We start from the raw sequence: 22,653 nt of genomic DNA, 5'->3' as shown, positions 1-22,653 counted from the left end.
TATCAGTGACTGCGAGGCGGTGTCGGGCCGCAGCTATCGCAACCGCCGCAGGCCGATGCGTTTTGCGTGGCGGGCGGTGCAACGCGACGCCCCAGCGCCTGCATCCATGCCGGTCGCCCGCTAAGCAGCAGGCCAAGCGCAAGCGCGCCACGCATCCGTCGCAAGACGCCCGGGAACTGTTTCTTCATCACAACCCACAGGCTGACCAGCACCGCGATGGCGATGACCACATATTGCAGGGTGAGCGAAAGATCCATGTCAGCCGGCGCCAAGCAACACGGCCAGCTGGTAGGTCACCAGCGACGCCAGATACGCCAGCGCGAACAGGTACACCGCGCTGATGGTCATCTGCTTCCAGGAATTGGTTTCGCGCTTGATCGTGGCCAGCGTGGAGATGCACATCGGTGCGTAGATGTACCAGACCAGCAGCGACAGGGCGGTGGCCAGCGACCAGCCATCGCTGATCAGCGGCGACAACGCCTGCGCTGCCGCATCGTCGTCGGCAGCAGACAGCGCGTACACGGTGGCCAGCGAAGCCACCGCCACTTCGCGCGCGGCCAGGCCGGGAATCAGCGCAATGCAGATCTGCCAGTTGAAGCCCAGCGGTGCGAAGAACACCGCCATCGCATGGCCGATACGACCCGCGAAGCTGTAATCGATCGCCGGCAAGGTGGCATTGGCCGGCGCCGCCGGAAACGAGAGCAGGAACCACAGCAGGATGGTCAGCGCCAGGATGATACCGCCCACGCGCTTGAGGAAAATCCACGCACGCTCCCACAGCCCCAGCGCCAGGTCGCGCAGCTGCGGCACGCGGTAGGACGGCAGCTCCAGCATCAGCGGATGCTCGCTCTTGTCGCGCCGCCACTTCTTCATCGTCCACGACACCAGCAGCGCACTGACGATGGCCGCGGCATACAGTCCGAACAGTACCAACCCCTGCTGATTGAAGATGCCCCAAACCGTCTTCTGCGGAATGAAGGCACCGATCAACAGCGCGTACACCGGCAGGCGCGCCGAACAGGTCATCAACGGCGCGACCATGATGGTCGCGAGCCGATCGCGCGGGTCCTGAATGCTGCGCGTGGACATGATGCCCGGCACCGCACAGGCAAAGCTCGACAACAGCGGAATGAACGAGCGCCCGGACAATCCGGCCACCGACATCATGCGATCGAGCAGGAAGGCGGCACGCGGCAGGTAGCCGGATTCTTCCAGCGCCAGGATAAAGGCGAACAGGATCAGGATCTGCGGCAGGAACACGATCACCCCACCCAGTCCGGCGATGACGCCATCCTTGAGCAGGCTGTTGAGCGGACCTTCCGGCAAGGTGGCGCCAACCCAATCGCCCAACGCGGCGGTGCTGCCGTCGATGAGATCCATGATCGGCGCAGCCCAGGCATACACCGCCTGGAAGATCAGGAACATCACCACCGCCAGCGTGACCAGACCCCAGATCGGATGCAGCAGCCAGCGGTCCAACGCATCGTCCACGCGCGACGTGCGGGTGGGCATGGTCACTGCTGTGCTGAGGATCTGGCGCACCAGCGCGTGGTAGTTGCCGTCGGCCGGTGGGCTGGCGGTGGGCGCGGCCAGGCCTGCCGCCTGGGTATCGAGTCGCTCGACCAGGACCTTGGCACCACCGCGCCGCACCGCCACCGTTTCGACCACCGGCACGCCGAGCGCCTGCTCCAGCGCCGGCAGGTCGATGACGATGCCGCGTCGCTGCGCGGCGTCCATCATGTTCAGCGCCACGATCATCGGGCGACCAAGTTCGCGCAGCTCCAACGCAAAGCGCAGATGCAGGCGCAGATTGGTTGCGTCCATGACGTAGACCAGCAAATCCGGCGCCGGCTCGCCCGGGTAAAAGCCACGGCACAGGTCGCGAGTGATCGCCTCGTCCAGGCTTGCCGGTTGCAGGCTGTAGGCGCCGGGCAGATCCAGCACCGCGAAGTCGCGCCCGGACGGCGCACGGAAATGACCTTCCTTGCGCTCGACGGTGACGCCGGTGTAGTTGGCCACCTTCTGCCGGCTGCCGGTCAGCTGATTGAACAGCGCGGTCTTGCCGCTGTTGGGGTTGCCCACCAGTGCCAGCCGCAAGGGAACCGCTGCCGCGCTCATGCCGCCGCTCCTGCTTCGCGCACCTGCACGCGCGCCGCCTCGCTGCGTCGCAGGGCGAAACGCGTATAGCCGACCTGCACCAACAACGGTTCTCGACCGACCGGCCCGGTGGCCAGCACCGTGACTTCCTCGCCTGCGACAAAGCCCAACTCCCGCAAGCGCCGGGCGATCGTGTCGTTGGGAAGACGATCCTCCACGCAGTCCACGATGGCGGCACGATGCAAAGGCATATCGGACAGCGTCACAAAGACGGCCTGATTGTTAGGAATGGTTCTCAATTCTAGCATCGACGCACCGCGTCATGGCTCCGGCGACCCGGGCCGCTATCATGGTTCGCATCCCGTTCATGGACTTCTTACTCAATGCAGGACACCGGCTTGATCGTGGAGGACCGGGGAGCGGTCCGCACCTTGCGACTGCACCGCCCCGCCGTGCACAACGCCTTCGATGCGACGCTGATCGCCGCGCTGACCGACGCATTGCGCCAGGCCGGCCAGGCGTCTCGGATTCGGGTTGTCGTCCTGACCGGCGCCGGCGACGCCTTTTCGGCCGGCGCAGATCTGAACTGGATGCGCGGCATGGCGACCGCCGGCGAAGCCGAGAACGCCGCCGACGCACTCGCGCTGGCGCAGCTGATGCGCACCCTGGATGAACTGCCCAAGCCGACTATCGCGCGCGTCAATGGCGCCGCCTTCGGTGGCGGTGTCGGCTTGGTGGCGTGCTGCGATATCGCCATCGGCTGCACCGAGGCGCGCTTCGGACTGACCGAGAGCAAGCTGGGCCTGCTGCCGGCGGTCATTTCGCCGTATGTGGTTGCAGCGATCGGTGCGCGCCAGGCACGGCGTTGGTTCGCCACCGCCGAGATCTTCGATGCCGGCACCGCGCAGTTGCTGGGGCTGTTGCATCAATTGGTCGCCGCCGATCAGCTGGATATCGCCGTGGAGCGACAGGTTCGCCTGTTGCTGACGGCGGCGCCGCTGGCCGCCAGCAATGCCAAGGCGCTGGTGCGCTCGGTGCTGCCGCCTGCAGACCGCGATGCCATCGATGCCGCCAACGCGGCGTTGATTGCCCGTCTGCGCGTGTCGCCCGAGGGTCAGGAAGGCCTGGGCGCGTTTCTCGACAAGCGCAGCGCCGCCTGGGTGCCGGAGAGCATGGCGTGAGCGACTTCGTCCGCGTCGTCGAAGTCGGCCCGCGCGATGGCCTGCAGAACGAAGCGCAACCGATCGCCACCGCCGACAAGATCGCGTTGATCGATCGACTCTCGGCAACCGGGCTGCGCACCATCGAAGCGACCAGCTTCGTCAGCCCGCGCTGGGTGCCGCAGCTGTCCGACGCCGCCGAGGTGTTCGCCGGCATCGCGCAGGCACCCGGCATTGCCTATCCGGTGCTGGTGCCGAACCTGCAGGGCTACACGCGCGCACGCGCCGCCGGCGCGCAGGAAGTGGCAGTGTTTACCGCGGCGTCGGAAGCGTTCAATCGCGCCAACACCAATGCCGGCATCGACGAATCGATCGAACGGTTTCGGCAGATCCTGCAGCAGGCCGCGGTCGATGGCGTGCGCGTGCGCGGCTATGTCTCCACCGTGCTGGGCTGCCCGTACCAAGGCGACGTGCCGGTGGCCGACGTGGTCGATGTCGCGCAGCGTTTGCATGCCCTCGGCTGCTATGAAATCTCCCTGGGCGACACCATTGGCGTCGGCACGCCGGCCAAGGCGCGCCAGATGCTGGCAGCAGTGGCGCAGGCCGTACCGATGCAGGCGTTGGCAGTGCATTTCCACGACACCTACGGCCAAGCGCTGGCCAATATCGCGGCCTGTCTGGAGCAAGGGGTGCGCGTGGTCGATGCGGCCGTCTCCGGCGCGGGCGGCTGCCCGTATGCCAAGGGCGCCAGTGGCAATGTGGCCAGCGAAGACGTGGTGTACCTGTTGCACGGGCTGGGCATGCCCACCGGCATCGATCTGCCCGCCCTCGCCCGCACTGGCCGCTGGCTGGCGCAACTGCTCGGTCGCGAGACCGGCAGCAAGGTCGGCAAGGCGCTGGCTGCCGCCGGCTGAGCCATCACTGCCCTGGCGATCCCGCATCACCTACCACCGCGATCACGCAGAGGCTTCGGCTAGAATTGCCGACCGCGTCGCCGATCGTTCGCTGGCTGGTCTCCACCGGCCTCCAACGCTACTCAGGGAACCACCGCATGCAGCCATCGTCTGTCCTTGCCATCATCACCGGCGGCGTGTCCGGCCTCGGTATGGCTGTTGCACAGCGTCTTGTTGCCGACGGCGGCAAGGTCGCCTTATTCGACGTCAATGCCGACAAGGCCGATGCAGCGTTGGCGCTGCTTGGTGCCGGCAACGCGCATTACGTCGCTACCGATGTCACCGACGAAGCGCAGGTGGCCGCCAACGTGGCGCAGGCGGCGCAAGCGCTTGGCGGGCTCAACCTGGTAGTGAATTGCGCCGGCATCCTGGGCGCCGGCCGCGTGCTGGGCAAGGAGGCGCCGATGCCATTGGCCACCTTCCGCAACACGGTGCTGGTCAATCTGGTCGGCAGCTTCAATGTGGCAAAGGCCGCTGCCGATGTGATGCAACACAACGCCGCCGGTGACGACGGCGAGCGCGGCGTGATCGTCAACACCGCATCGGTGGCCGCGTTCGAGGGCCAGATCGGTCAGGCGGCCTATGCCGCCAGCAAGGGCGGCGTGGTCGGCATGACGCTGCCGATGGCACGCGAGCTGGCACGCTTCGGCATCCGTGTCATGACGATCGCACCGGGCGTGTTCTGGACCCCGATGGTCGACGGCATGCCAGAGGCCGTGCAGCAATCGCTTGCCGCCTCCATCCCGTTCCCCTCGCGCCTCGGCCAGCCCGACGAGTACGCCGACACCGTCGCCTTCATCCTGCGCAACCGCTACCTCAACGGCGAAACGATTCGCCTGGACGGCGGCGTGCGGTTGGCGCCCAAGTAGCGGGGAATGGGGAATCGGGAATGGGGAATCGTCACGGCGCCCTACTCCCACCACCCCTGCCCCGGCTTTTCGATTCCCCATTCCCGACTCCCGATTCCCATGAAAGCTAACGACATCAAGAAAGGCAACGTCGTCGAATACAACGGCGGCATCTACCAGATCCGCGACATCGAACGCAGCTCGCCGCAGGGCCGCGGCGGCAATGTGCGCTTTCGCTTCATCATGTACAGCGTGCCGGGTGGAGTGAAAACCGACGCCAGCTTCGATGCCGACGACAACCTGCCGGAAGTGGAGCTGCTGCGCCGGCTATCCACGTTCTCGTACAAGGACGGCGAAGCGTTCGTGTTCATGGACGACGAAGATTTCACGCCTTACACCCTGGACGCCGATGTGATCGGCACCGACGCCGGCTACATCACCGATGGCCTGACCGGCATCTATGTGCAGGTGATCGACGACCAGCCGGTGGCTGTGCAGCTGCCGCAGACGGTGACGCTGGAAGTGGTCGAGACCCCGCCGGAATTGAAGGGCGGTACCGCCACCAAGCGGCCCAAGCCGGCCAAGCTCAATACCGGCATGGAAATCATGGTGCCCGAGTACATCACCAACGGCGAACGCGTGCTGGTCAACACCACCACGGGCGAATTTGCAGGTCGCGCCGACTGATGCGTCGGTGCCCCGTTGCCATGGTTTTAGGTGTGCTGGCGGCCTGCAGCGTGCAACAAGCACCGACGCAGGCCGCAACGCCTGCGCCGGTGGCCTGCACCGATCCCAAGGTGGAAGACGAATGGCTGCAGCATCCGGCAGGCCTGTGCGGGATGCCGGAGGATGTGCGCAAGCTGGTGGACGACTACGACACCTGCGAGCACTTCGCCGGCGAAGAGCCCTATGACGCCGACCGCCGCCATGAAATCGAGGTGGCGGTGGCGCAGTTCTGCACGCCCGCACCGGCGCGCTTGACCAAGTTGATGCAGCAGTACCGCAACGACACGCATGTCAGCCAATGGCTGCGTCAGTATGCGAAGCAAGCGGATCTGCAACCAGCCAGCGAAGTAGGCGCGACCGCCTTCTCGTGCGGGACCTGGGCCCTTCATCGGGCCCAAGCGTCCCAGAGAAAGGAGAGGCAGCATTTCAGGACGTTGCCGGACCTGCAATAACGAACGCGTCGCCACGCGTCGTCAGGAATACCCCTTGACTGCGTTGCCTGTCCCGTGCGCGCGGCGTGGGCGCTCGAAGGCATGCGCGTTTTCGCTGTGAATTGGAGGCCTGATCTGAGAGAGGTTGGGAGCGCGAGCCATGCGGCTTCCTGACTATCGGCGCCCTGTCGCAATCAGAAACCGGCGTTGCGGCATGCACGCGCAGTGATCCAGAGCGGTAGGCTCGTCTTCCATCCGTAACCAGCTACGAACGACGCATCCGCGCCGCTCGCCCATCGCTATTGCACCTGCATTGGCGGCAGCCGCATCACCGCGCGCAAGCACACGCAATCGCGCGCGCAAATGCTCCACATTTGCCTCGCCCTGCTCCAAGCCAACACGCACCTCGGCCGGCAACTGCCGGCGTCCCAGTACCTGCAGCTGTTTCCAGCCACCCACCAACGCATCGCTTTCCCGGGCCACGCGCGCGCTCAGCTGTTGCTCGCTTGCCTGCGGCAAGCCGTACCCGGTGCCACCCAGCAATATGGCCGGGTGACTGAGTTGCGCTTCGCGCGCGAACAGCGATTGCAGCTGCCCCTGCACCGTTTCGCGCGCAACCACACCCGGTTGCAGAAGGCGCTTGAGCGCATCGCGCGCCAGCAACTCCTGACGGCGTAATGCTGCCTGTTCCAGCAACAATGCCGCTGCAGTTTCGCGCAGACCACCACGCTCGAACCACTGCGCACGCGCATCAGGCGCCGCATCCAGCCACTGCGCGACAGTGGTTTGCGGCACCGCGATGCCGCGCCGAAGCACATCGAACATGGCCTGGTAATGCGCTGCCGCCGATTCGAAGTAATAACCTTGGCGGACTGCCTGTGCAGGATCGTCCAGCACCCGCATATCAGCCATGCCGGCACGCTGCAGTCGTTGCCGTACGCCGCGCGGCGTGATCGACGCCACATTGGCGGCAGCCAGGCGTGGCACGCCGTCGTGCAGCAGCTTGTAGGTTTCCACCGCGCAGTTGTTGCCGATGAAGTAATAGCGCCCGTCGTAACTCCAATGCACTTGCGCGGCACGCGTCAGCAGCGCAGCGATCTCATCGGGCGTCAGGGTCAGCGGCACCGACGACAAGGCGCGCAATTCCACCTTGGTGTATTCGTCGACAACCTGGTTCAACGGCAAGACGAACAGCCGCGAAGGGTACGAACCGGTGAGCCCACGCCAGCTGGAAATCTGCACGTCGCCCACGAACGCGCGGAATGACAGCACGCGGTGGTACTGCAGATCCAGTCTGCATGCGGGGCCCGGTACACGGCCGGGGGCACAGATCACCAAGCGCAACATGCTATGGCCCCAGCGGCTCAGCGGCTGCGCGTTGCCTTCGGCAAGCAGATAGTCCACCGCATAGACGCGCGCCGGGTCCAACGCCAGCAACGACATCGCACCGGCATCGTTGTCGGCCTGCAGATACGGCAGCGTGGTCTCGCATGGCACAGCGCCCTGCGGCGTACCGATATGCTGCGCAAACCAGGCCGCCAACGCGGGACGCCGGCAGGCATAGTCGGCGTCCAGCACATAATGCTCAAGATTGACGGCAACGAACTCGGCCGGGCTGCGGCGTTCGTAGTCGTCCGGGCTGCGGTCGCTGAACTGATTTTTGCTGCGTCCTACGCGCCACGGCCGCACCTGCCAGCCGGCAAGATCGCGCAGGCGTGGGTCGCGCGACAACGCACTCTGCGTACCGCGATCGAGCACGTGCGCCAGTTCGTGTATCAATGCAGCCATTGCTGCGCGCGTGGCCGGCGCCGTGCGATCGGCACGTGCATCTTCGGGCTGCGCGCTCCAAGCCTGCAGCAGCGCGCGGTCCAGTAGGATGCGATTGCCGATTGCACGGCCATGTACCTGCACCGGCAGATCGGTGCGCCATTGCAGCTGGATCGGTGCGGTCAGCCGCTGCGTCCAGCGCTGCGGCAGTCGCTGCGCGACCTGCTGCATCAGTGCGTTACTTGCTTGGATCTCTGCCGGAGGCAAGTCCGACGGAAAAACATCGACCAACAATTCGGCCTGCACCTGCGGGGCGATCAAGGCGGCCAGCAGCAGCCAACCGCACCGCAGGCGCAGACTCACTGGGCCAGAATGGACTGCGCCAATTCCAGGTCGCTGGACAAGCGCGCCGCATCGCTGCGGCTACGCAACTGCAGCAGCGCCGCTTCCAGGCGCACACCACGGATGGCGCCATCGCTGGCGACGAAACCGGCCGCATCTTCGCGTGCGTCGGCCACCACCTTGTCGTCGCCGGAGCTGCTGCCGGAGGAATTGGACGAACCGGCCGAGGAGGCACCCGCCGAGGTACCGGCCAGACTGGATGCGAACGCTGCCAGCGGCAGCAGCGTCAACGCGCAAAACACGAGGCAGCGCATCATGGGCTGATTTATTCCATGTGAAGGTGTTGGAAGACTAACCGGCGGGCGTGATGGCGGGTGCGTCGTGCATCTCAAACAGCTTGCCGGGATTCAGCAACAGATGCGGGTCGAGCACCTGCTTGATGCCGCGCATCAAGGCGATTTCTTCGGCAGAGCGCGTACTCCACAGGTACGCCTTCTTGACCAGACCGATGCCATGTTCGGCGGAAATACTGCCGTCGAAACGCTGCAGGGCCTGCGCCAGCAACTTGGTGACCTGATCGCAGGCCGCAACGAAATCGGCCTGACTGGTGCCATCGGGTTTGAGTACGTTGATGTGCAGATTGCCATCGCCGATATGCCCGAACCACACCACATCGAAATGCGGATACGCCTCGACGAGCAGTGCCTGGGTTTCGGCCAGAAACGCCGGCATCGCCGAGATGCGCACCGATACATCGTTCTTGTATGGCGTGTAGCGCGCCAGCGCTTCGGTGATGCCTTCGCGCAGGCGCCACAGTTGCGCCGCCTGGGCATCGCTCTGGCTGATCACGCCATCGCTGACCCAGCCCTGCTCCATGCAGGTCTCAAACGCCGCCATTGCGGCCGCTTCCTGCGCCTCATCGCCGGCGGCGAATTCGGTGACCACGTAGTACGGATGCACCTCGGCGAAGGGCGCCTGCGCGCCGTGCGCCAAGACGTGTTCCAGCGCGCGATCGGTGAAGAATTCGAAAGCCTCCAGGCGCAGCTGGGCGCGGAACGCGGCAAACACCTGCATCAACACCTCGAACGAGGGCAGCGCCAGCAGCATCACATTGCTGGGCGGCGGTGGGTCGGTCAGCCGTAGCGTGGCTTCGACAACGATGCCGAGCGTGCCTTCGGAGCCAATCATCAGATGGCGGAAGTCGTAGCCGCTGGAATTCTTCACCAGCGCATTGTTGAGTTCGAGCAACTCGCCGCCACCGGTGACCACCTTCAACCCGGCCACCCATTCGCGCGTGTTGCCGTAGCGGATCACCCGGATACCGCCGGCATTGGTGGCGATATTGCCGCCGATCGAGCAGGACCCGCGTGCGGCAAAATCCACCGGATACACCAGCCCATGCTCGCGCGCGGCGTTGTGGACCGCTTCCAGCGGCATGCCGGCCTGCACGGTGAGGGTGCGATCCACCGCGTTGAAATCCAGCGGCTTGTTCAAGCGCTCCAGGCTGAGCACCAGCTCGCCGTTGGCGGCCACTGCGCCACCGGACAATCCCGTGCGCCCGCCCGACGGCACCACCGCCACGCCTTGCGCGTTCGCCCATTGCACCACTGCCTGCACTTCTTGGACCGAGCCTGGCAGCGCGATGGCCAGCGGGTTCGGCGTCCAACGCCGGGTCCAGTCGCGGCCGTAATGCTCCAGGTCGGCCGGCTCTGTCTTCAAACGCAACGCAGGCACGGCCTGTTGCAACGAAAGGATGCGGGGATCGGTCATGGCACGCGGCGCTGCGGTAGGAACCGCACAGCGTGCCAGCGCAAGCCGGCCCCGTCCAGCGGCCGCAATCGCCGCCAACGCCGCGTTTGATTCAGCTGAAACCGTTGTAATGCAAGGGATTGGCCAGTGCGAACACTGCGTTGCGACCACCCAATTGCGCACCCCATCTGGCATAGTTGCCGACCCGATTGCTGCATTGCGCTCCCCCATGTCGCCGAAGAAAACCTCGTTTCCCAAGCAGGACATCCGCGTGCTGTTGCTGGAGGGCATCAGCCCGACCGCGGTGGATGTGTTCCGTGCCGCCGGCTACTCGCAGATCGAACTGCACGCCAAATCGCTGCCGGAAGACGCGTTGATCGCCCGCATCGCCGACGCGCATATCGTCGGCATCCGCTCGCGCACCCAGCTGAGCGCCGAGGTGCTGGCGCACGCCAAGCGCCTGATCGCGGTGGGCTGCTTCTGCATCGGCACCAACCAGGTCGATCTGGATGCGGCCGAGCTGGCCGGCATTCCGGTGTTCAACGCGCCCTATTCCAACACCCGCAGCGTGGCCGAACTGGTCATCGCCGAGGCCATCCTGCTGCTGCGCGGCATCCCGCAGAAAAACGCCGAATGCCATCGCGGCGGTTGGTCCAAGTCGGCCGCCGGCAGCCATGAAACGCGCGGCAAGGTGCTGGGCATCGTCGGCTACGGGCATATCGGCACCCAGGTCGGCGTACTGGCCGAATCGTTAGGGATGCAGGTGATCTTCCACGACATCGAAACCAAGCTGTCGCTGGGCAATGCCCGCGCGGCCATCGACCTGGACGACCTGCTGGCGCGTTCGGACGTGGTCACCTTGCATGTGCCGGAAACGCCATCGACCAAGGACATGATCGGCGCGGCGGAAATCGCCCGCATGAAACCCGGCGCGCACCTGATCAACGCCTCGCGCGGCACCGTCATCGACATCGAGGCGCTGGATGCGGCGCTCACCTCCGGCCAGATCGGCGGCGCGGCGGTGGACGTGTTCCCGATCGAGCCCAAGGGCAATGGCGATGCATTCGAATCAAAGCTGATCGCACACGACAACGTCATCCTGACCCCGCACGTGGGCGGCAGCACGCTGGAAGCGCAGGACAATATCGGGATTGAGGTGGCCGCCAAGCTGGTGCGCTACAGCGACAACGGCAGCACCTTGTCGGCGGTGAACTTCCCCGAGGTCACCCTGCCCGAGCACCCCGACAGCACGCGTCTGTTGCATATCCATCGCAACGTGCCTGGCGTGCTGTCGCGGATCAACGAGCTGTTCTCGCGCCACAACGTCAACATCGACGGCCAGTTCCTGCGTACCGACCCCAAGGTGGGCTATGTGGTGATCGACGTCAGTGCCAGCGAGGCGCAGGCCGCCGCACTGAAGGAAGGCCTGGCCCAGATCCAGGGCACCTTGCGAACCCGCATCCTGTATTGAGGGGTAAAGACTGCCGACCGATCTTCGACCCGTTTTCAAAAACTACGCATGCTTTGCCCATTGTGTAGCAAGGTTCTATTGCGCAGGAGCACTCGTGCGTGCAACGCCGCGGGCGTGTGCCGAGTGTGACATCCCGATCCAGCATCGTGCACATATCGTCTCGACATTGCATGGACGACAAGAGGCGTCTTGCAGACGTCCGATACCTGGCATCAGGCACAAGTTCCGATCGAATCTAGTGCTAATGTGCGCACAAGACAGTGTTTACAGCGCCTTCTCTCAAGCAGCTGATTTCCTGTAGGGTCGATACGGATGAGGAATAAGTTTCATCGTGCCTGGTCTTCGCCGAAAGTCGCACGACACATCAAGCGCGTCGTTTTTTTTATCCCGCTGGCGTTCCCGCTTGCGTTACTGTACAGCCTGCACGCGCAGGCACGTGTTATGGAGCCTGGTCCTCGCTTCGCTCTACCGACAGCCTGTACGGCAATACGGCCTGCGACCGCCGGCCGCTTCATTTCGTTCAATGCCGGTCCCTGGGAGAGATTGGCAACGGACCACGCCGTCACGATCGGCGATGGACAACATGTCTCTATTGCCGTGTGCAACGAGCGCAATGTCAGCGTTGAAAATGCCAGCATGACCGCTTCGCTATTGCCCTGCCTGGTGCATGGCATCGGGCAGTCCGCCGACGTCCGGTTGTTCGTCCTGCACAGCGGTAACGTCCACGCCTCAGGCGTGCTCGACATCACCGACGACACCACTGTGCAAACGCCGATGAGTCTGGTGACAGGACCGGTGGGCAAGAATGCGTATCTACGAATAGCGATCGAAGATTCGGCGAACATCCTGCCTTCCAAGCTTGGCGCTGAAGTCCGCATCGGTCGTACCGGCCAGAGACCGCGGAGCCGGAATTCAGTCATGGACATCCACTCTTTCGATCCCTCAATGACCCCTGCCATCGCACTGCGTCGGAGCGCTAACGTTCTGAGCGACCAAGGTGCGCTGAAGATTGATCGGGCATATTCGCCTTCTGCGTCGCTCGTCTCGTCAATGCGAAGCGGTACGGCCGGCGTGCATCCCGACCAGGCAGCCAATGTCGATGCAGGCAGAATCAAGATCAGGCAGGGCATGTTGTTGAGCAGCATCGTGGCGACACCATCTCTGGAGCACGCCAATGTCCGCGTGACCATGCGCCGGAGCGGCAACCTTCATGCGCACGAGGCGCTCGTCATTGACCATGCAGAACTGATCGATGAACCGGTCGATGCCGTGCGCATTCGCGATAGCAAGGTCAAGGTCAGGCTGCGCGATTCCGGAAACGTCCGGGTCGATGGCTGCGTGCGTATCGACGAAGGGGAATTGGTCGATGAAACCCTGGACGCACCGTACATCAGCAAGAGCAAGCTTGCCCTGGATCTAAAGAATGTTGCCAACGTGACCGCGCGGATGCTGAAGATCCAGCAAGGGGAACTGATTGACGAGATGATCGATAGCGACGACATCGAAGCGTCCAGCATCCGGCTGCGGGCTCGGGAGATAGGTAACGTCGTGCTGAGCGGCAATCGAATGGCGGCCGTGCGGTCACACTCGACACCCGATCCTATCGATAACTGCACACCATAGGCCAGTGCGTCGATGGACCTCAGCAATGGCAAAGCCAGGCTTTTCTTGTTGCGACAAGTCTTGCGATCTCAACCTAATGATCTGCACGCCACCCACTTCTCCGCCATGCGCCGCAGCGAGGGATCCAGCTCCGGATCGGCGAGCAGTTCGACGATCGGGCGCCAGGCCAGGGCCAGCGATTCCTCGCTGACCTGGAAGTTTTCGTCCGTGCCGGCCACCACCACGTAGCGCGCATCGTAGTGCCAGTGCGCTGCCACCTCGCCGCGTGCCGGGATCCAGTGACGATCCAGATCGAAGAAGACCGCATCTGCCAGCTTCAGGCCGGGCAAGCCGGATTCTTCTTCGGCTTCGCGCAGCGCGACCTGGGCCAGATCGCGGTCGCCGTCGGCGTGGCCGCCCAGCTGCAACCAGCGCTGCAGCTTGCGGTGATGCGTCAGTAGCGTGCGGCTGCCGTCGGCGCTGACCACCCAGGCCGAGCCGGTGAAATGACCTTCGACACGCTCGCGCACGAACGGATCGGTGGCATCGTCCAGCAACTGCACGAACTGCTCGGCCACCTCGGCCTCGTCCGGCCAGCGCGTGCGGTAGGCAGCCAGTTGCTGCCGCAGGCTTGCATCCACCATCGTTCTTTCTCGGTTTCCCGTGGGCCAGGCGAACATTATCGTCATTCATGCTGCGTACGCGCTTGTCGTGAGCGTGTAGCTTTGGCAAGGTAGGCCGCTTGCCTGTCCCGCCGGGATGCGCCGCACCATCTTCGTCCGGGCGCCCGCGCCTTAGTCTTGCCACTTAGGGATGTACCGAATGCTGAAGTCTCTGTTGAGGGTCAAACCGATCGAGCCCGCTGGCCATGTCGATGCGGGCGAACCGGTTGAAGGCAGCCTGCAAGGCGAAGCCACGTTGCAACGAACCCTCACAGCTAAACACCTGATCATGCTCGGCATCGGCGCGGTGATTGGCGCCGGCATTTTCGTGCTGACCGGCCAGGCGGCGGCCAATCACGCCGGCCCGGCGGTGATGCTGTCGTTCGTATTTGCCGGTATCGCCTGCGCCTTTGCCGGCCTGTGCTATGCCGAATTTGCCGCAATGATGCCGGTCTCCGGCAGCGCCTATTCGTATTCCTATGCCACGCTCGGCGAAGGCATCGCCTGGTTCATCGGCTGGTGCCTGGTGCTGGAATACCTGTTCGCCGGGTCCAGCGTTGCAGTCGGTTGGTCTGCCTATCTGATCAGCTTCATCACCGGCACCCTTGGGCTGCCATTCCCCGCAGAGCTGGCGGGTGCGCCGCTGGCCTGGGACGGCCACGGCTTTGTCAGTTCAGGCAATTTGGTCAATCTGCCGGCTGTCCTGATCGTCGCCGCGGTGAGCATCCTGTGCTACGTCGGGGTGACTCAGTCGGCGTTCGCCAACGCGATCGTCGTGGCGATCAAGGTCGTGGTGATCTGCCTGTTCGTGGGCTTCGGCATTTCCTATATCGATCCGGCGAATTGGCACCCCTTCATCCCGGAAAACACCGGTCCGGGCCAGTTCGGCTGGGACGGGGTGTTCCGTGCCGCCTCCATCGTGTTCTTTTCCTACATCGGCTTCGACGCGGTCTCGACCTCCGCTGGCGAAACCAAGGATCCGCAGAAGAACATGCCGATCGGCATCCTGGTGTCGCTGGCGATCTGCACCGTCATCTACATCATCGTCTGTGCGGTGCTGACCGGATTGCTGCCTTATACCCAGCTCGGTACCGCCAAGCCGGTAGCCACCGCGCTGGAAGCGCATCCGCAACTGACCTGGCTCAAGACCGCGGTGGAAATCGGTGCGATCGCCGGCCTGTCCTCGGTGGTGCTGGTGATGCTGATGGCGCAGCCACGCATCTTCTACACCATGGCCAAGGATGGGTTGATGCCCAAACTGTTTGGCAAGGTGCACCCGAAATTCCGCACACCCTATGTCGGCACGCTCTTCGTCGGCGTGGTCGCCGCGCTCCTGGCGGGGATGATTCCGTTGAACGTGCTGGGCGAACTCGTCTCGATGGGTACCCTGCTCGCCTTCGCCACGGTGTGTGCCGGCGTGATGGTGCTGCGCTTCACCAAACCCGATCTGCAGCGCCCATTTCGGGTGCCGCTGGCGATGGTGATCTGTCCACTGGGCGCGCTGGCCTGTCTGTTCCTGTTCTTCCAGGCCTTCCAGGAACACTGGAAGGTGTTCGTGGGCTGGACCGTGATCGGCCTGTTTATCTACTTCGGCTACGGCATCCACCATAGTCGACTGGCCAAGCGGGCCTGACCTTCTCTCAAGGCCGGCGCGCGGCGCCGGTCTTCTCGTTCGATGATCGCGCGTAGCGCCAAGCCGGAACCGCCTCATGTTCAAACAACTCTGGGCCACCAAACACCCGCACGCCAGCCATGAGGCGGCCGAAGGGCTAGGCCTGCAACGCGCGCTCGGCCCTTGGGGGCTGACCGCCCTGGGCATCGGCGCGGTCATCGGCGGCGGCATCTTCGTCATCACCGGCCAGGCCGCGGCCGATCATGCCGGCCCGGCGATCATGCTCTCGTTCTTGCTCGCGGCGGTGTGCTGCGCGTTCTGCGCGATGGCCTACGCCGAATTCGCTGCGATGGTGCCGGTCTCCGGTAGCGCCTACACCTATACCTACGCCACCTTCGGCGAGCTGGCCGCGTGGTTCATCGGCTGGATGCTGGTGTTGGAATACGGCGTGTCCGCCTCGGCGGTGGCGGTCAGTTGGACCGGTTATTTCTTGAGCCTGCTCGAACACTTCGGCATCCACTTGCCGGCCGCGTTCGTCAGTGCGCCGCTCGACGGCAAGCTGCAGCCCACCGGGGCGATCGCCAACCTGCCGGCGGCCGGCATCGTGCTGCTGCTGACCTGGCTCTGCTATGTCGGCATCCGCAAGTCGTCGGCCATGAACATGGCCATGGTGATCCTCAAGACCGGCTTGATTCTGTTGGTGATCGCCGTGGGCTGGAAATACGTGGACACTGCCAACTGGCATCCGTTCATTCCGGCCAACGAAGGCCCGGGCAAGTACGGCATGGAAGGCGTGTTGCGCGGCGCAGCGATGGTGTTCTTCGCCTATATCGGCTTCGAAGCGGTGTCGGTGGCGGCGCAGGAATCGCATCGCCCGCAACGCGATCTGCCGATCGGCATGATGCTGTCGCTGGTGACCTGCACCGTACTCTACATCGCCATGGCCGCGGTGATGACCGGCCTGGTGCCGTTCACCCAGCTGGGCACGGATGAGCCTGTGGTGACCGCGGTGGCTGCGCATCCGCAGCTGGCCTGGTTGCGGGTGGTGGTGGAAGTGGGCGCGCTGATCGGGCTGTCGTCGGTAGTGCTGGTGATGATCATCGGGCAGCCGCGCATCTTCATGATCATCGCGCGCGACGGGCTGCTGCCATCGATCTTCACCCGCATCCATCCCAAGTACCACACCCCGCACATCAATACCGTCGTCACCGGTGTAGGCATCGCGCTACTGGCAGCGGTCTTCCCGCTGGATGTGCTGGGCGAAATGACCTCGATGGGCACGCTGATCGCCTTCGCCGCCGTCTGCGCCGGCGTCTTGATCCTGCGCCGCACGCATCCGGAACTGCCGCGTCCGTTCCGCATGCCGGCCGCCTGGCTGCTCTGCACCGCCGGTGTGCTGAGCTGTCTTGCGCTGCTGTCGGCGATGACGCTGCACAACTGGATGCTGATGGGCCTGTGGACGCTGATCGGGCTGGTGATCTACTTCGGTTACGGGTATCGCCACAGTCGCCTGCGCGACGGCCGCTGAGGCCACGCATGGTCCTGGGTCTGGCGCAGCGGGAACACACCTGCTGCGCTGCACCCGCCCGTACACCGGGGCCGCAGTAGAATAGGCCCATGAATGCGACTACTGCCCCCCCGCCCTATAGCACCGCGCGTCTGCACGAGCTGGCCCAGTTGCTGATCGCCAACATCCGCGAGTTGGCGCACGCCGGCTGGACACCTGCGACCAGCAGCAATTTTTCCCATCGTCTGGACGAACAGCACGCTGCCATCACCGTCTCCGGCCGCGACAAGGGTCGCCTGGTCGAAGAAGACATCATGGTGGTGGACTTCGATGGCCAGGCCGTGGGTCGCCCGCTGCGCCCGTCTGCCGAAACCCTGCTGCACACCCAACTGTATCGCCGGTTTCCGGAGATCGGCTGCGTGCTGCATACCCACTCGCCGGTGCAGACGATTGCTTCGCGCCTGTATGCAGGCAGCGGCGTGATCCGCCTGGAAGGCTACGAACTGCTCAAGGCCTTCGAAGGCAATACCACCCACGAAACCGCAATGGACGTGCCGGTGTTCGCCAACACCCAGGACATGCAGGTGCTGGCCGCGCAGGTCGACGCCTTGCTGGACAAACAGGGCATGTGGGGGTATCTCATCGAAGGACACGGCCTGTATGCCTGGGGCCGCAACATGGCCGAGGCACGTCGTCATCTGGAAGCGTTCGAATTCCTGCTGCATTGCGAACTCGAACTGCTGAAACTGCGCGGCACGCGCTGAGCATTGCCCGTCCCCCATTCGTGAGCCAGACCGCCATGAGCCGACTGCGTATCTTTGCCGACACCAACCCGACCACCCCGGAATTCGACAGCCGCGACGGCGATGCGATCGCCGCCGAGCTGGTCAAGATCGGCGTCACCTTCGAGCGCTGGCATGCCAGCCAGCCGGTCGAACCGGGCGCCACGCCCGAACAGGTGATGGCCGCTTACCGCGCCGATATCGACCGCATCAGCGCAGAGCGCGGCTTCAAGACCGTGGACGTGGTCAGCATCGCGCCGGACAACCCCAAGCGCGAGGAAATGCGCGCCAAGTTCCTGGACGAGCACTTCCACAAGGAAGACGAGGTGCGGTTCTTCGTCGCCGGCTCGGGCCTGTTCACGCTGCACGTGGACGCCAAGGTCTATGAGATCGAATGCGTCAAGGACGATCTGATTGCCGTGCCCGACAGCACCCTGCATTGGTTCGACATGGGGCCGGAACCGCACTTTGTGGCGATCCGTTTCTTCACCGAGCCGGACGGCTGGGTCGGACATTTCACCGGTACCGAAATCGCCAAACAATTCCCCCGCTACGCCCCCGAGACACCTCACAAGGCCAGCTGACGATGACACGACCGCAAGCGATCCTCACCGATATCGAAGGTACGACCAGCAGCATTTCGTTCGTCAAAGACGTATTGTTCCCGTATGCGCGCCGCGCCATGCCCGCCTACGTGCGCGAGCACGGCAACCATCCGCAGGTGCGTCACTGGCTCAACCAGGTAGCCGACGAAATCGGCGAGGACGTGCCGGACGAGGTATTGATCACCACGCTGCAGACCTGGATCGACGAGGACCGCAAGCACACCGCGCTGAAGGCCTTGCAGGGCCTGATCTGGGGCGATGGCTACAAGACTGCCGACTTCACCGCGCACATGTATGCCGATGCAGCGATCCAGTTGAAGGCCTGGCATGCAGCAGGCATTCCGTTGTACGTGTATTCGTCCGGCTCGGTACCGGCGCAGAAGCTGTTCTTCGCGCACAGCGATGCGGGCGATTTAAGCGGCCTGGTCACCGACTGGTTCGATACCGAGGTTGGCTCCAAGCGGGAAGCCGCCAGTTATCGCCGCATTGCCGAGCGCATCGGCGCGCCTGCGACGGAGATCCTGTTCCTGTCGGACGTGATCGAAGAGCTCGATGCGGCCAAACGGACGGGCATGCGTACCGTGCTGCTGGACCGCCGTGAGGACTACCCCACGCCGCGTTCGGCCGACGATGTCGGCAGCCACCAGCGCGTGGAGAGTTTTAGCCAACTGGTGCTTTAAGCACGATCGACAAGCCGACGGCGCTCACTGTCGGGTGAGCGCCGTCGTTGTCTAGTGCGGTGTGAGCCTCGTGTCCGTTACGGCTGCGAGCGCGCCGCACCTCTCTGCTCTCTGACGGGATGAGCGTCTGCGTTGCGATCAATGCGTTTGGACACGTATCCCGCCTCCCCTCGGCCTCGGCGTTCTTCATGTCGCTGCATTTCCCTCCTGGATCAAACGCCTTGCTGCGGCCACTCGCACTGCTGATCGTCGTGGTCGCGTTGATGGCCGGCTGCCATCCGGATGCTGGGGCTGCATTGCCGGCTCAGCCTGCAGCGAGCCAGGATGCAGTGGATCCGGTCGATCAGGCTGCGCTTGCGCACGCATTGAAGGCGTTGCAACCGCAGCGCCCCGGCGTCACCGACCTGTATGTGCTCGGCTTTGCCGGCGATGCCAGCGACGATGTGTTCCGCAACGAGACGCTGTACCTCAAGCAGCTGTTCGAGCAGCGGTTCGATGCGCGCGGGCGCGTGGTCACGCTGGTCAACAACCCGGACAATCTGGGCGAACATCCATACGCACCGCTGGCCACTTACGACAATCTGTACGACACGCTCGCCGCAATCGGCAAGCGCATGGATCGCAAGGAAGACGCGCTGCTGTTGTTCGTCACCACGCACGGCACCGAAGACCACAGCCTGTATGTGCAGGTGGACGACAAGGAAGAGGATTTCATCAGCCCGCAGGATCTGCGTCAGGCGCTGGACGATGCCGGCATCGACAATCGCATCATCGTGCTGTCGGCCTGCTACTCAGGCGGCTTCATTCCTGCGCTGCGCTCACCGCAGACGCTGATCCTTACCGCCGCGCGTGCCGACCGGCCCTCGTTCGGCTGCGGCAACACCTCCAATGCCACCTACTTCGGGCAGGCGTGGTTGATCGACGCGATGAACCAGAGCGCCGATCCGTTGGCTGCGTTCGAGATCGCCAAAGCCGCCATCACCGCACGCGAAAAGCAGGAAGGCGAGCTGCCCTCATTGCCGCAACAGTCACTGGGCAAGCGCATCGCGCCGGTACTGGCACGTTGGCGTGCCGGCCTGCATCTGGGGCCGGCGATTGCATATCCGTATCCACCCGTAGATGCGGATGCCGAGATGGAACCAGAGGTCGATTCAACGACCCGACCCGCAAATCCAGCGGTGGATGAGGAGAAGAGGACAAAGGAACCGGAAACAGCGCGCTCACCGTCCAAGGCGCCGCCTGTGCCTGTCTCGTCCACTCGATAATCGCAGTGGAATTCTGAGACTAATTCTCATTTCGTCAGCACTGGCACGCCATCGTTACACTCGCCGGGCCAGCCAGCCACTCGCCAGCCAGCACCGATCTTCGCCAGCACGCCAACGCCTGCCAGCCCGGATACCAAAGCGCCTCCCATGTGGAGGCGTTTGTGTTCGTAGCGATCAGGATGACGCGGCGCAGCCGATGCAACGCTGCGATGCCGCAGCAACGCCGCCCGGTCTGGATGTCAGGAGAACGCAGGCCACTACCGCTGCGACAAACCTCAGCGAGCAGCCATCAGGTGCGCATGGACGGCGCACAGGAACCAGAGTGGACGATTGGTCCATGCCCATTACGAGCCGGCCTGAAGGCGAGCGCAGCCGTTTGGCGCGATCGAGATTCTCTTGGCGCGAAGTGCTCAACCGATTGGATGATGTCGGGCATGGCGCGTCCCCGCATCCTCCCTCCTTCTCCCGGTGGGAGCAGGCATTGCCGGTGACAATTTGGCAGCGGCATCAAGGCTCAGCGGTTTGCAGGCGATACGCAGTGCTGGCGCTGTACTGCCCGGTCGGCAGATGCGCGCGTACTTCGACAGTGTGTTCGCCCACCTCCAGGGTGGTCGGCAATGCGCCGCGCCATAGATGCGTGGACGGCGTGGCTTCTGGCGAGCGGTCGTAACCGCGCAGCGCGTCGGCCGCGTCGTCGCGCACGTTCTCTGCCAGCACGCGCGGATCGCTGCGCTCTACCCGCTTCATTGGCTGCCAGACGCCGTTGTCGATGCGCATCTCCACGACGGTGTCGTCCTGGCCCATGAAGACATTGGCGTAGATGCCCCACGCCGCATACGCGCCCTTGCGCAGCATCTTGGGCGCATGCAGCAGCAGCTGCGCATCATCGGCCGCGCGCGCGGCGTGATAGGCCAGCGTGTAGTCGCCGCCGGGGGCAACCTGCAGCACTGCATAGCCATTGGGTGTGCCGTCGCTCATCGTCGCGTCGGGAATGCCGTCGGCATCCTTGGCGCCCGACCAGAACGCACCGCAGGCCGCACCAACGTTGTATTCGTGCAGCGGGCGTGCGCCTTGCCAACCTTCGTCCGCACCATGATCCACCTGACGCTGGGTGTGGCTATGCCCGCTGAGCACCAGCACATGCGGAAACTCTTTCAGCAATGCGAACAGGCGGCGGCGATCGGCATGCCGGAAGGTCTCCTGCCCCGGGGCCGCATCGAACAACGGGATATGCATTCCCAGCACCAGCAGGCGCTCGCGCGGCAGCTGCGCCAGATAGCTCTGCAGAAACACGAACTGGTCCTCACGCAGGCCGCCGACATAGGCCGGCTTGCCGCCGGGCGTGTAGATCACATCGTCCAGAAACACGAAGCTGGCGTTGGCTTCCTCCACCGCATAGGTGTCCGGGCCGTAGACTGCGCGCCAGCTGTCGAGCGAATGCACATCGTTGTCTGCATCGAAATTAAGATCGTGATTGCCCGGCACATGGAACCACGGCACGCCCAGCTGCGTGGTGACTTTGTTCAAGGCCGGATACAGGCTCAGATCGTCGCTGACGAGATCGCCCAGCGTCGTGCCCAAGCTGGCGGTGGTCTTGCCGATGATCGGCGCCACGATATCGCGCTGGTAGTAGCCCACGTCGGCAAGGCTGGCGGTCTGGCTGTCGGCAAATACCAGCATCTGGAAGCCATCTGCTGCGGCACTGGCGCGCGGTGTCAGCGCGAAATCCCAGTTGCGCGTGGTCCGGCCGGTCGCGGCGATGCCGCTGTATGTGTGCTTGGTAGAGCCACCCGGTGCGTAGTGGCGCCAGAACGCGGGCAGGCCGTCGACTGCGGGTACAAAGCGACGATCGCCCGGTTTGATTACGAACACCGTCTGTCCGTCGCGTACCGGTAAACGGTAGCGGCCTTGCGCGTCGGTACGCACCAGCTGCTCGCCGTTGGAGACAGTCACGTCGGCAACCCCCGGCTCATCGACACCGCGCCCGGCACGTCCGTCGCGCTCTTCGTACACGATGCCATCGACGATGGCGTCGCGCGCGTGCGCTGTGCCTGCGAGAAAACCCAGAGTCCACAGAGCGAAGCGAAGCTGCATGTATTTTCCCGCACCAAGATCAGCGGAAATTGTACCTGCCGACGCGCTGCAGGACCGAACACCGAACGCGACAGATCCCGGCACAAGGGCCAATCAGCTGAGAGCGGCCGGCTTGCTCCGCACACTGACAGACGGACACGGCCGTCCCTTGGAATCAACATGTAACGCCGTGCGCTCGGGTTTTGCGCGCTGCCCGCATCCACCTGACGACTGCGCATTCGGTGCTATTGGTTATTTTCAAAAGCGACCGCTCGCGCGACTGAGCGTCATCGCTAACGCCCCGTCGCGTAAGCGGCACGC

19 protein-coding genes, 1 other RNA gene and 2 pseudogenes are annotated in these 22,653 nt (G+C 64.2%); 13 read left to right on the top strand and 9 right to left on the bottom strand.

Annotated elements, in window-relative coordinates:
* Window positions 1-2: 2 nt before the first annotated feature.
* The 3 genes from XBLMG947_RS14125 to XBLMG947_RS14115 are packed head-to-tail and all read right to left on the bottom strand — an operon-like array spanning window position 3 to window position 2,363.
* Window positions 3-257: a DUF6587 family protein gene (locus XBLMG947_RS14125; protein ID WP_065469299.1), complete on the bottom strand. Its 255-nt coding sequence runs from the start codon at window positions 255-257 to the stop codon at window positions 3-5.
* Window position 258: 1 nt separating this feature from the next.
* Window positions 259-2,118, bottom strand: coding sequence for a ferrous iron transporter B (gene feoB / locus XBLMG947_RS14120; RefSeq protein ID WP_065469298.1), 1,860 nt, complete (start codon window positions 2,116-2,118; stop codon window positions 259-261).
* On the bottom strand, window positions 2,115-2,363 hold the full coding sequence (locus tag XBLMG947_RS14115; protein WP_065469297.1) for a FeoA family protein: 249 nt from the start codon (window positions 2,361-2,363) through the stop codon (window positions 2,115-2,117). The genes feoB and XBLMG947_RS14115 overlap by 4 nt, the downstream gene beginning before the upstream one ends.
* A 117-nt stretch (window positions 2,364-2,480) precedes the next feature.
* On the opposite strand from XBLMG947_RS14115, the gene XBLMG947_RS14110 reads away from it, so the two are divergent.
* The 5 genes and pseudogenes from XBLMG947_RS14110 to XBLMG947_RS14090 form a co-directional block, all read left to right on the top strand.
* Window positions 2,481-3,278, top strand: coding sequence for an enoyl-CoA hydratase-related protein (locus tag XBLMG947_RS14110; RefSeq protein WP_065469296.1), 798 nt, complete (start codon window positions 2,481-2,483; stop codon window positions 3,276-3,278).
* Window positions 3,275-4,171, top strand: coding sequence for a hydroxymethylglutaryl-CoA lyase (locus XBLMG947_RS14105; protein WP_065469295.1), 897 nt, complete (start codon window positions 3,275-3,277; stop codon window positions 4,169-4,171). Before XBLMG947_RS14110 ends, XBLMG947_RS14105 begins: the two co-directional genes overlap by 4 nt.
* A gap of 137 nt (window positions 4,172-4,308) precedes the next feature.
* Window positions 4,309-5,079 (top strand): SDR family NAD(P)-dependent oxidoreductase, encoded by a 771-nt coding sequence (locus tag XBLMG947_RS14100; RefSeq protein WP_065469329.1) that lies wholly within the window; start codon window positions 4,309-4,311, stop codon window positions 5,077-5,079.
* Between the two features lie 99 nt (window positions 5,080-5,178).
* Window positions 5,179-5,745, top strand: a complete 567-nt coding sequence (yeiP, locus tag XBLMG947_RS14095; RefSeq protein WP_005993551.1) for an elongation factor P-like protein YeiP — start codon at window positions 5,179-5,181, stop codon at window positions 5,743-5,745.
* Window positions 5,745-6,125 (top strand): annotated as a pseudogene (locus tag XBLMG947_RS14090) (hypothetical protein); the annotation flags it as partial. The gene yeiP and the pseudogene XBLMG947_RS14090, both read left to right, overlap by 1 nt.
* Before the next feature lie 399 nt (window positions 6,126-6,524).
* Here the strand turns inward: XBLMG947_RS14090 and XBLMG947_RS14085 are convergent.
* The 3 genes and pseudogenes from XBLMG947_RS14085 to XBLMG947_RS14075 form a co-directional block, all read right to left on the bottom strand.
* Window positions 6,525-8,345: pseudogene (locus XBLMG947_RS14085) on the bottom strand (DUF7844 domain-containing protein); the annotation flags it as partial.
* Complete coding sequence (locus XBLMG947_RS14080; RefSeq protein WP_065469294.1) at window positions 8,342-8,641, bottom strand: DUF2388 domain-containing protein; 300 nt, start codon at window positions 8,639-8,641, stop codon at window positions 8,342-8,344. The pseudogene XBLMG947_RS14085 and the gene XBLMG947_RS14080, both read right to left, overlap by 4 nt.
* A gap of 34 nt (window positions 8,642-8,675) precedes the next feature.
* Window positions 8,676-10,094 carry an FAD-binding oxidoreductase gene (locus XBLMG947_RS14075; RefSeq protein ID WP_065469293.1) on the bottom strand — a complete coding sequence of 473 codons (1,419 nt, stop codon included), beginning with the start codon at window positions 10,092-10,094 and terminating at the stop codon, window positions 8,676-8,678.
* A gap of 208 nt (window positions 10,095-10,302) precedes the next feature.
* On the opposite strand from XBLMG947_RS14075, the gene serA reads away from it, so the two are divergent.
* A complete protein-coding gene (gene serA / locus XBLMG947_RS14070) occupies window positions 10,303-11,544 on the top strand; it encodes a phosphoglycerate dehydrogenase (protein WP_065469292.1) in 1,242 nt (413 codons plus the stop codon).
* Between the two features lie 312 nt (window positions 11,545-11,856).
* Entirely contained in the window at window positions 11,857-13,167 is a 1,311-nt protein-coding gene (locus XBLMG947_RS14065) for a hypothetical protein (protein ID WP_104536903.1), read from the top strand.
* Window positions 13,168-13,235: 68 nt separating this feature from the next.
* On the opposite strand, the gene XBLMG947_RS14060 is transcribed toward XBLMG947_RS14065, so the two are convergent.
* The gene (locus tag XBLMG947_RS14060) at window positions 13,236-13,826 is read right to left on the bottom strand and encodes an NUDIX hydrolase (protein WP_181093258.1); all 591 of its coding nucleotides are present in this window, start codon (window positions 13,824-13,826) and stop codon (window positions 13,236-13,238) included.
* A 142-nt stretch (window positions 13,827-13,968) separates the two neighbouring features.
* Here XBLMG947_RS14060 and XBLMG947_RS14055 point away from each other — a divergent pair, with 142 nt between their 5' ends.
* From XBLMG947_RS14055 to XBLMG947_RS14030, 6 genes are all read left to right on the top strand, one after another.
* Window positions 13,969-15,441 carry an amino acid permease gene (locus tag XBLMG947_RS14055; RefSeq protein WP_065469289.1) on the top strand — a complete coding sequence of 491 codons (1,473 nt, stop codon included), beginning with the start codon at window positions 13,969-13,971 and terminating at the stop codon, window positions 15,439-15,441.
* A 76-nt stretch (window positions 15,442-15,517) separates the two neighbouring features.
* Window positions 15,518-16,948, top strand: coding sequence for an amino acid permease (locus XBLMG947_RS14050; RefSeq protein WP_065469288.1), 1,431 nt, complete (start codon window positions 15,518-15,520; stop codon window positions 16,946-16,948).
* Window positions 16,949-17,037: 89 nt separating this feature from the next.
* Window positions 17,038-17,691, top strand: a complete 654-nt coding sequence (locus XBLMG947_RS14045) for a methylthioribulose 1-phosphate dehydratase (RefSeq protein ID WP_065469287.1) — start codon at window positions 17,038-17,040, stop codon at window positions 17,689-17,691.
* Between the two features lie 35 nt (window positions 17,692-17,726).
* On the top strand, window positions 17,727-18,293 hold the full coding sequence (locus XBLMG947_RS14040) for a 1,2-dihydroxy-3-keto-5-methylthiopentene dioxygenase (RefSeq protein WP_065469286.1): 567 nt from the start codon (window positions 17,727-17,729) through the stop codon (window positions 18,291-18,293).
* Window positions 18,294-18,295: 2 nt separating this feature from the next.
* On the top strand, window positions 18,296-18,994 hold the full coding sequence (gene mtnC / locus XBLMG947_RS14035; RefSeq protein WP_065469285.1) for an acireductone synthase: 699 nt from the start codon (window positions 18,296-18,298) through the stop codon (window positions 18,992-18,994).
* Window positions 18,995-19,182: 188 nt separating this feature from the next.
* Complete coding sequence (locus tag XBLMG947_RS14030; protein WP_065469284.1) at window positions 19,183-20,259, top strand: C13 family peptidase; 1,077 nt, start codon at window positions 19,183-19,185, stop codon at window positions 20,257-20,259.
* Window positions 20,260-20,523: 264 nt separating this feature from the next.
* On the opposite strand, the gene XBLMG947_RS14025 is transcribed toward XBLMG947_RS14030, so the two are convergent.
* Window positions 20,524-20,598: non-coding RNA, sX9 sRNA (locus XBLMG947_RS14025), on the bottom strand.
* A 168-nt stretch (window positions 20,599-20,766) separates the two neighbouring features.
* Window positions 20,767-22,353, bottom strand: coding sequence for a calcineurin-like phosphoesterase C-terminal domain-containing protein (locus tag XBLMG947_RS14020; protein WP_065469283.1), 1,587 nt, complete (start codon window positions 22,351-22,353; stop codon window positions 20,767-20,769).
* Window positions 22,354-22,653: the final 300 nt, after the last annotated feature.

The organism is Xanthomonas bromi (assembly GCF_900092025.1).
In the GTDB taxonomy this organism is placed as follows: domain Bacteria; phylum Pseudomonadota; class Gammaproteobacteria; order Xanthomonadales; family Xanthomonadaceae; genus Xanthomonas; species Xanthomonas bromi.
This window is presented reverse-complemented; position numbering and strand designations above follow the sequence as displayed.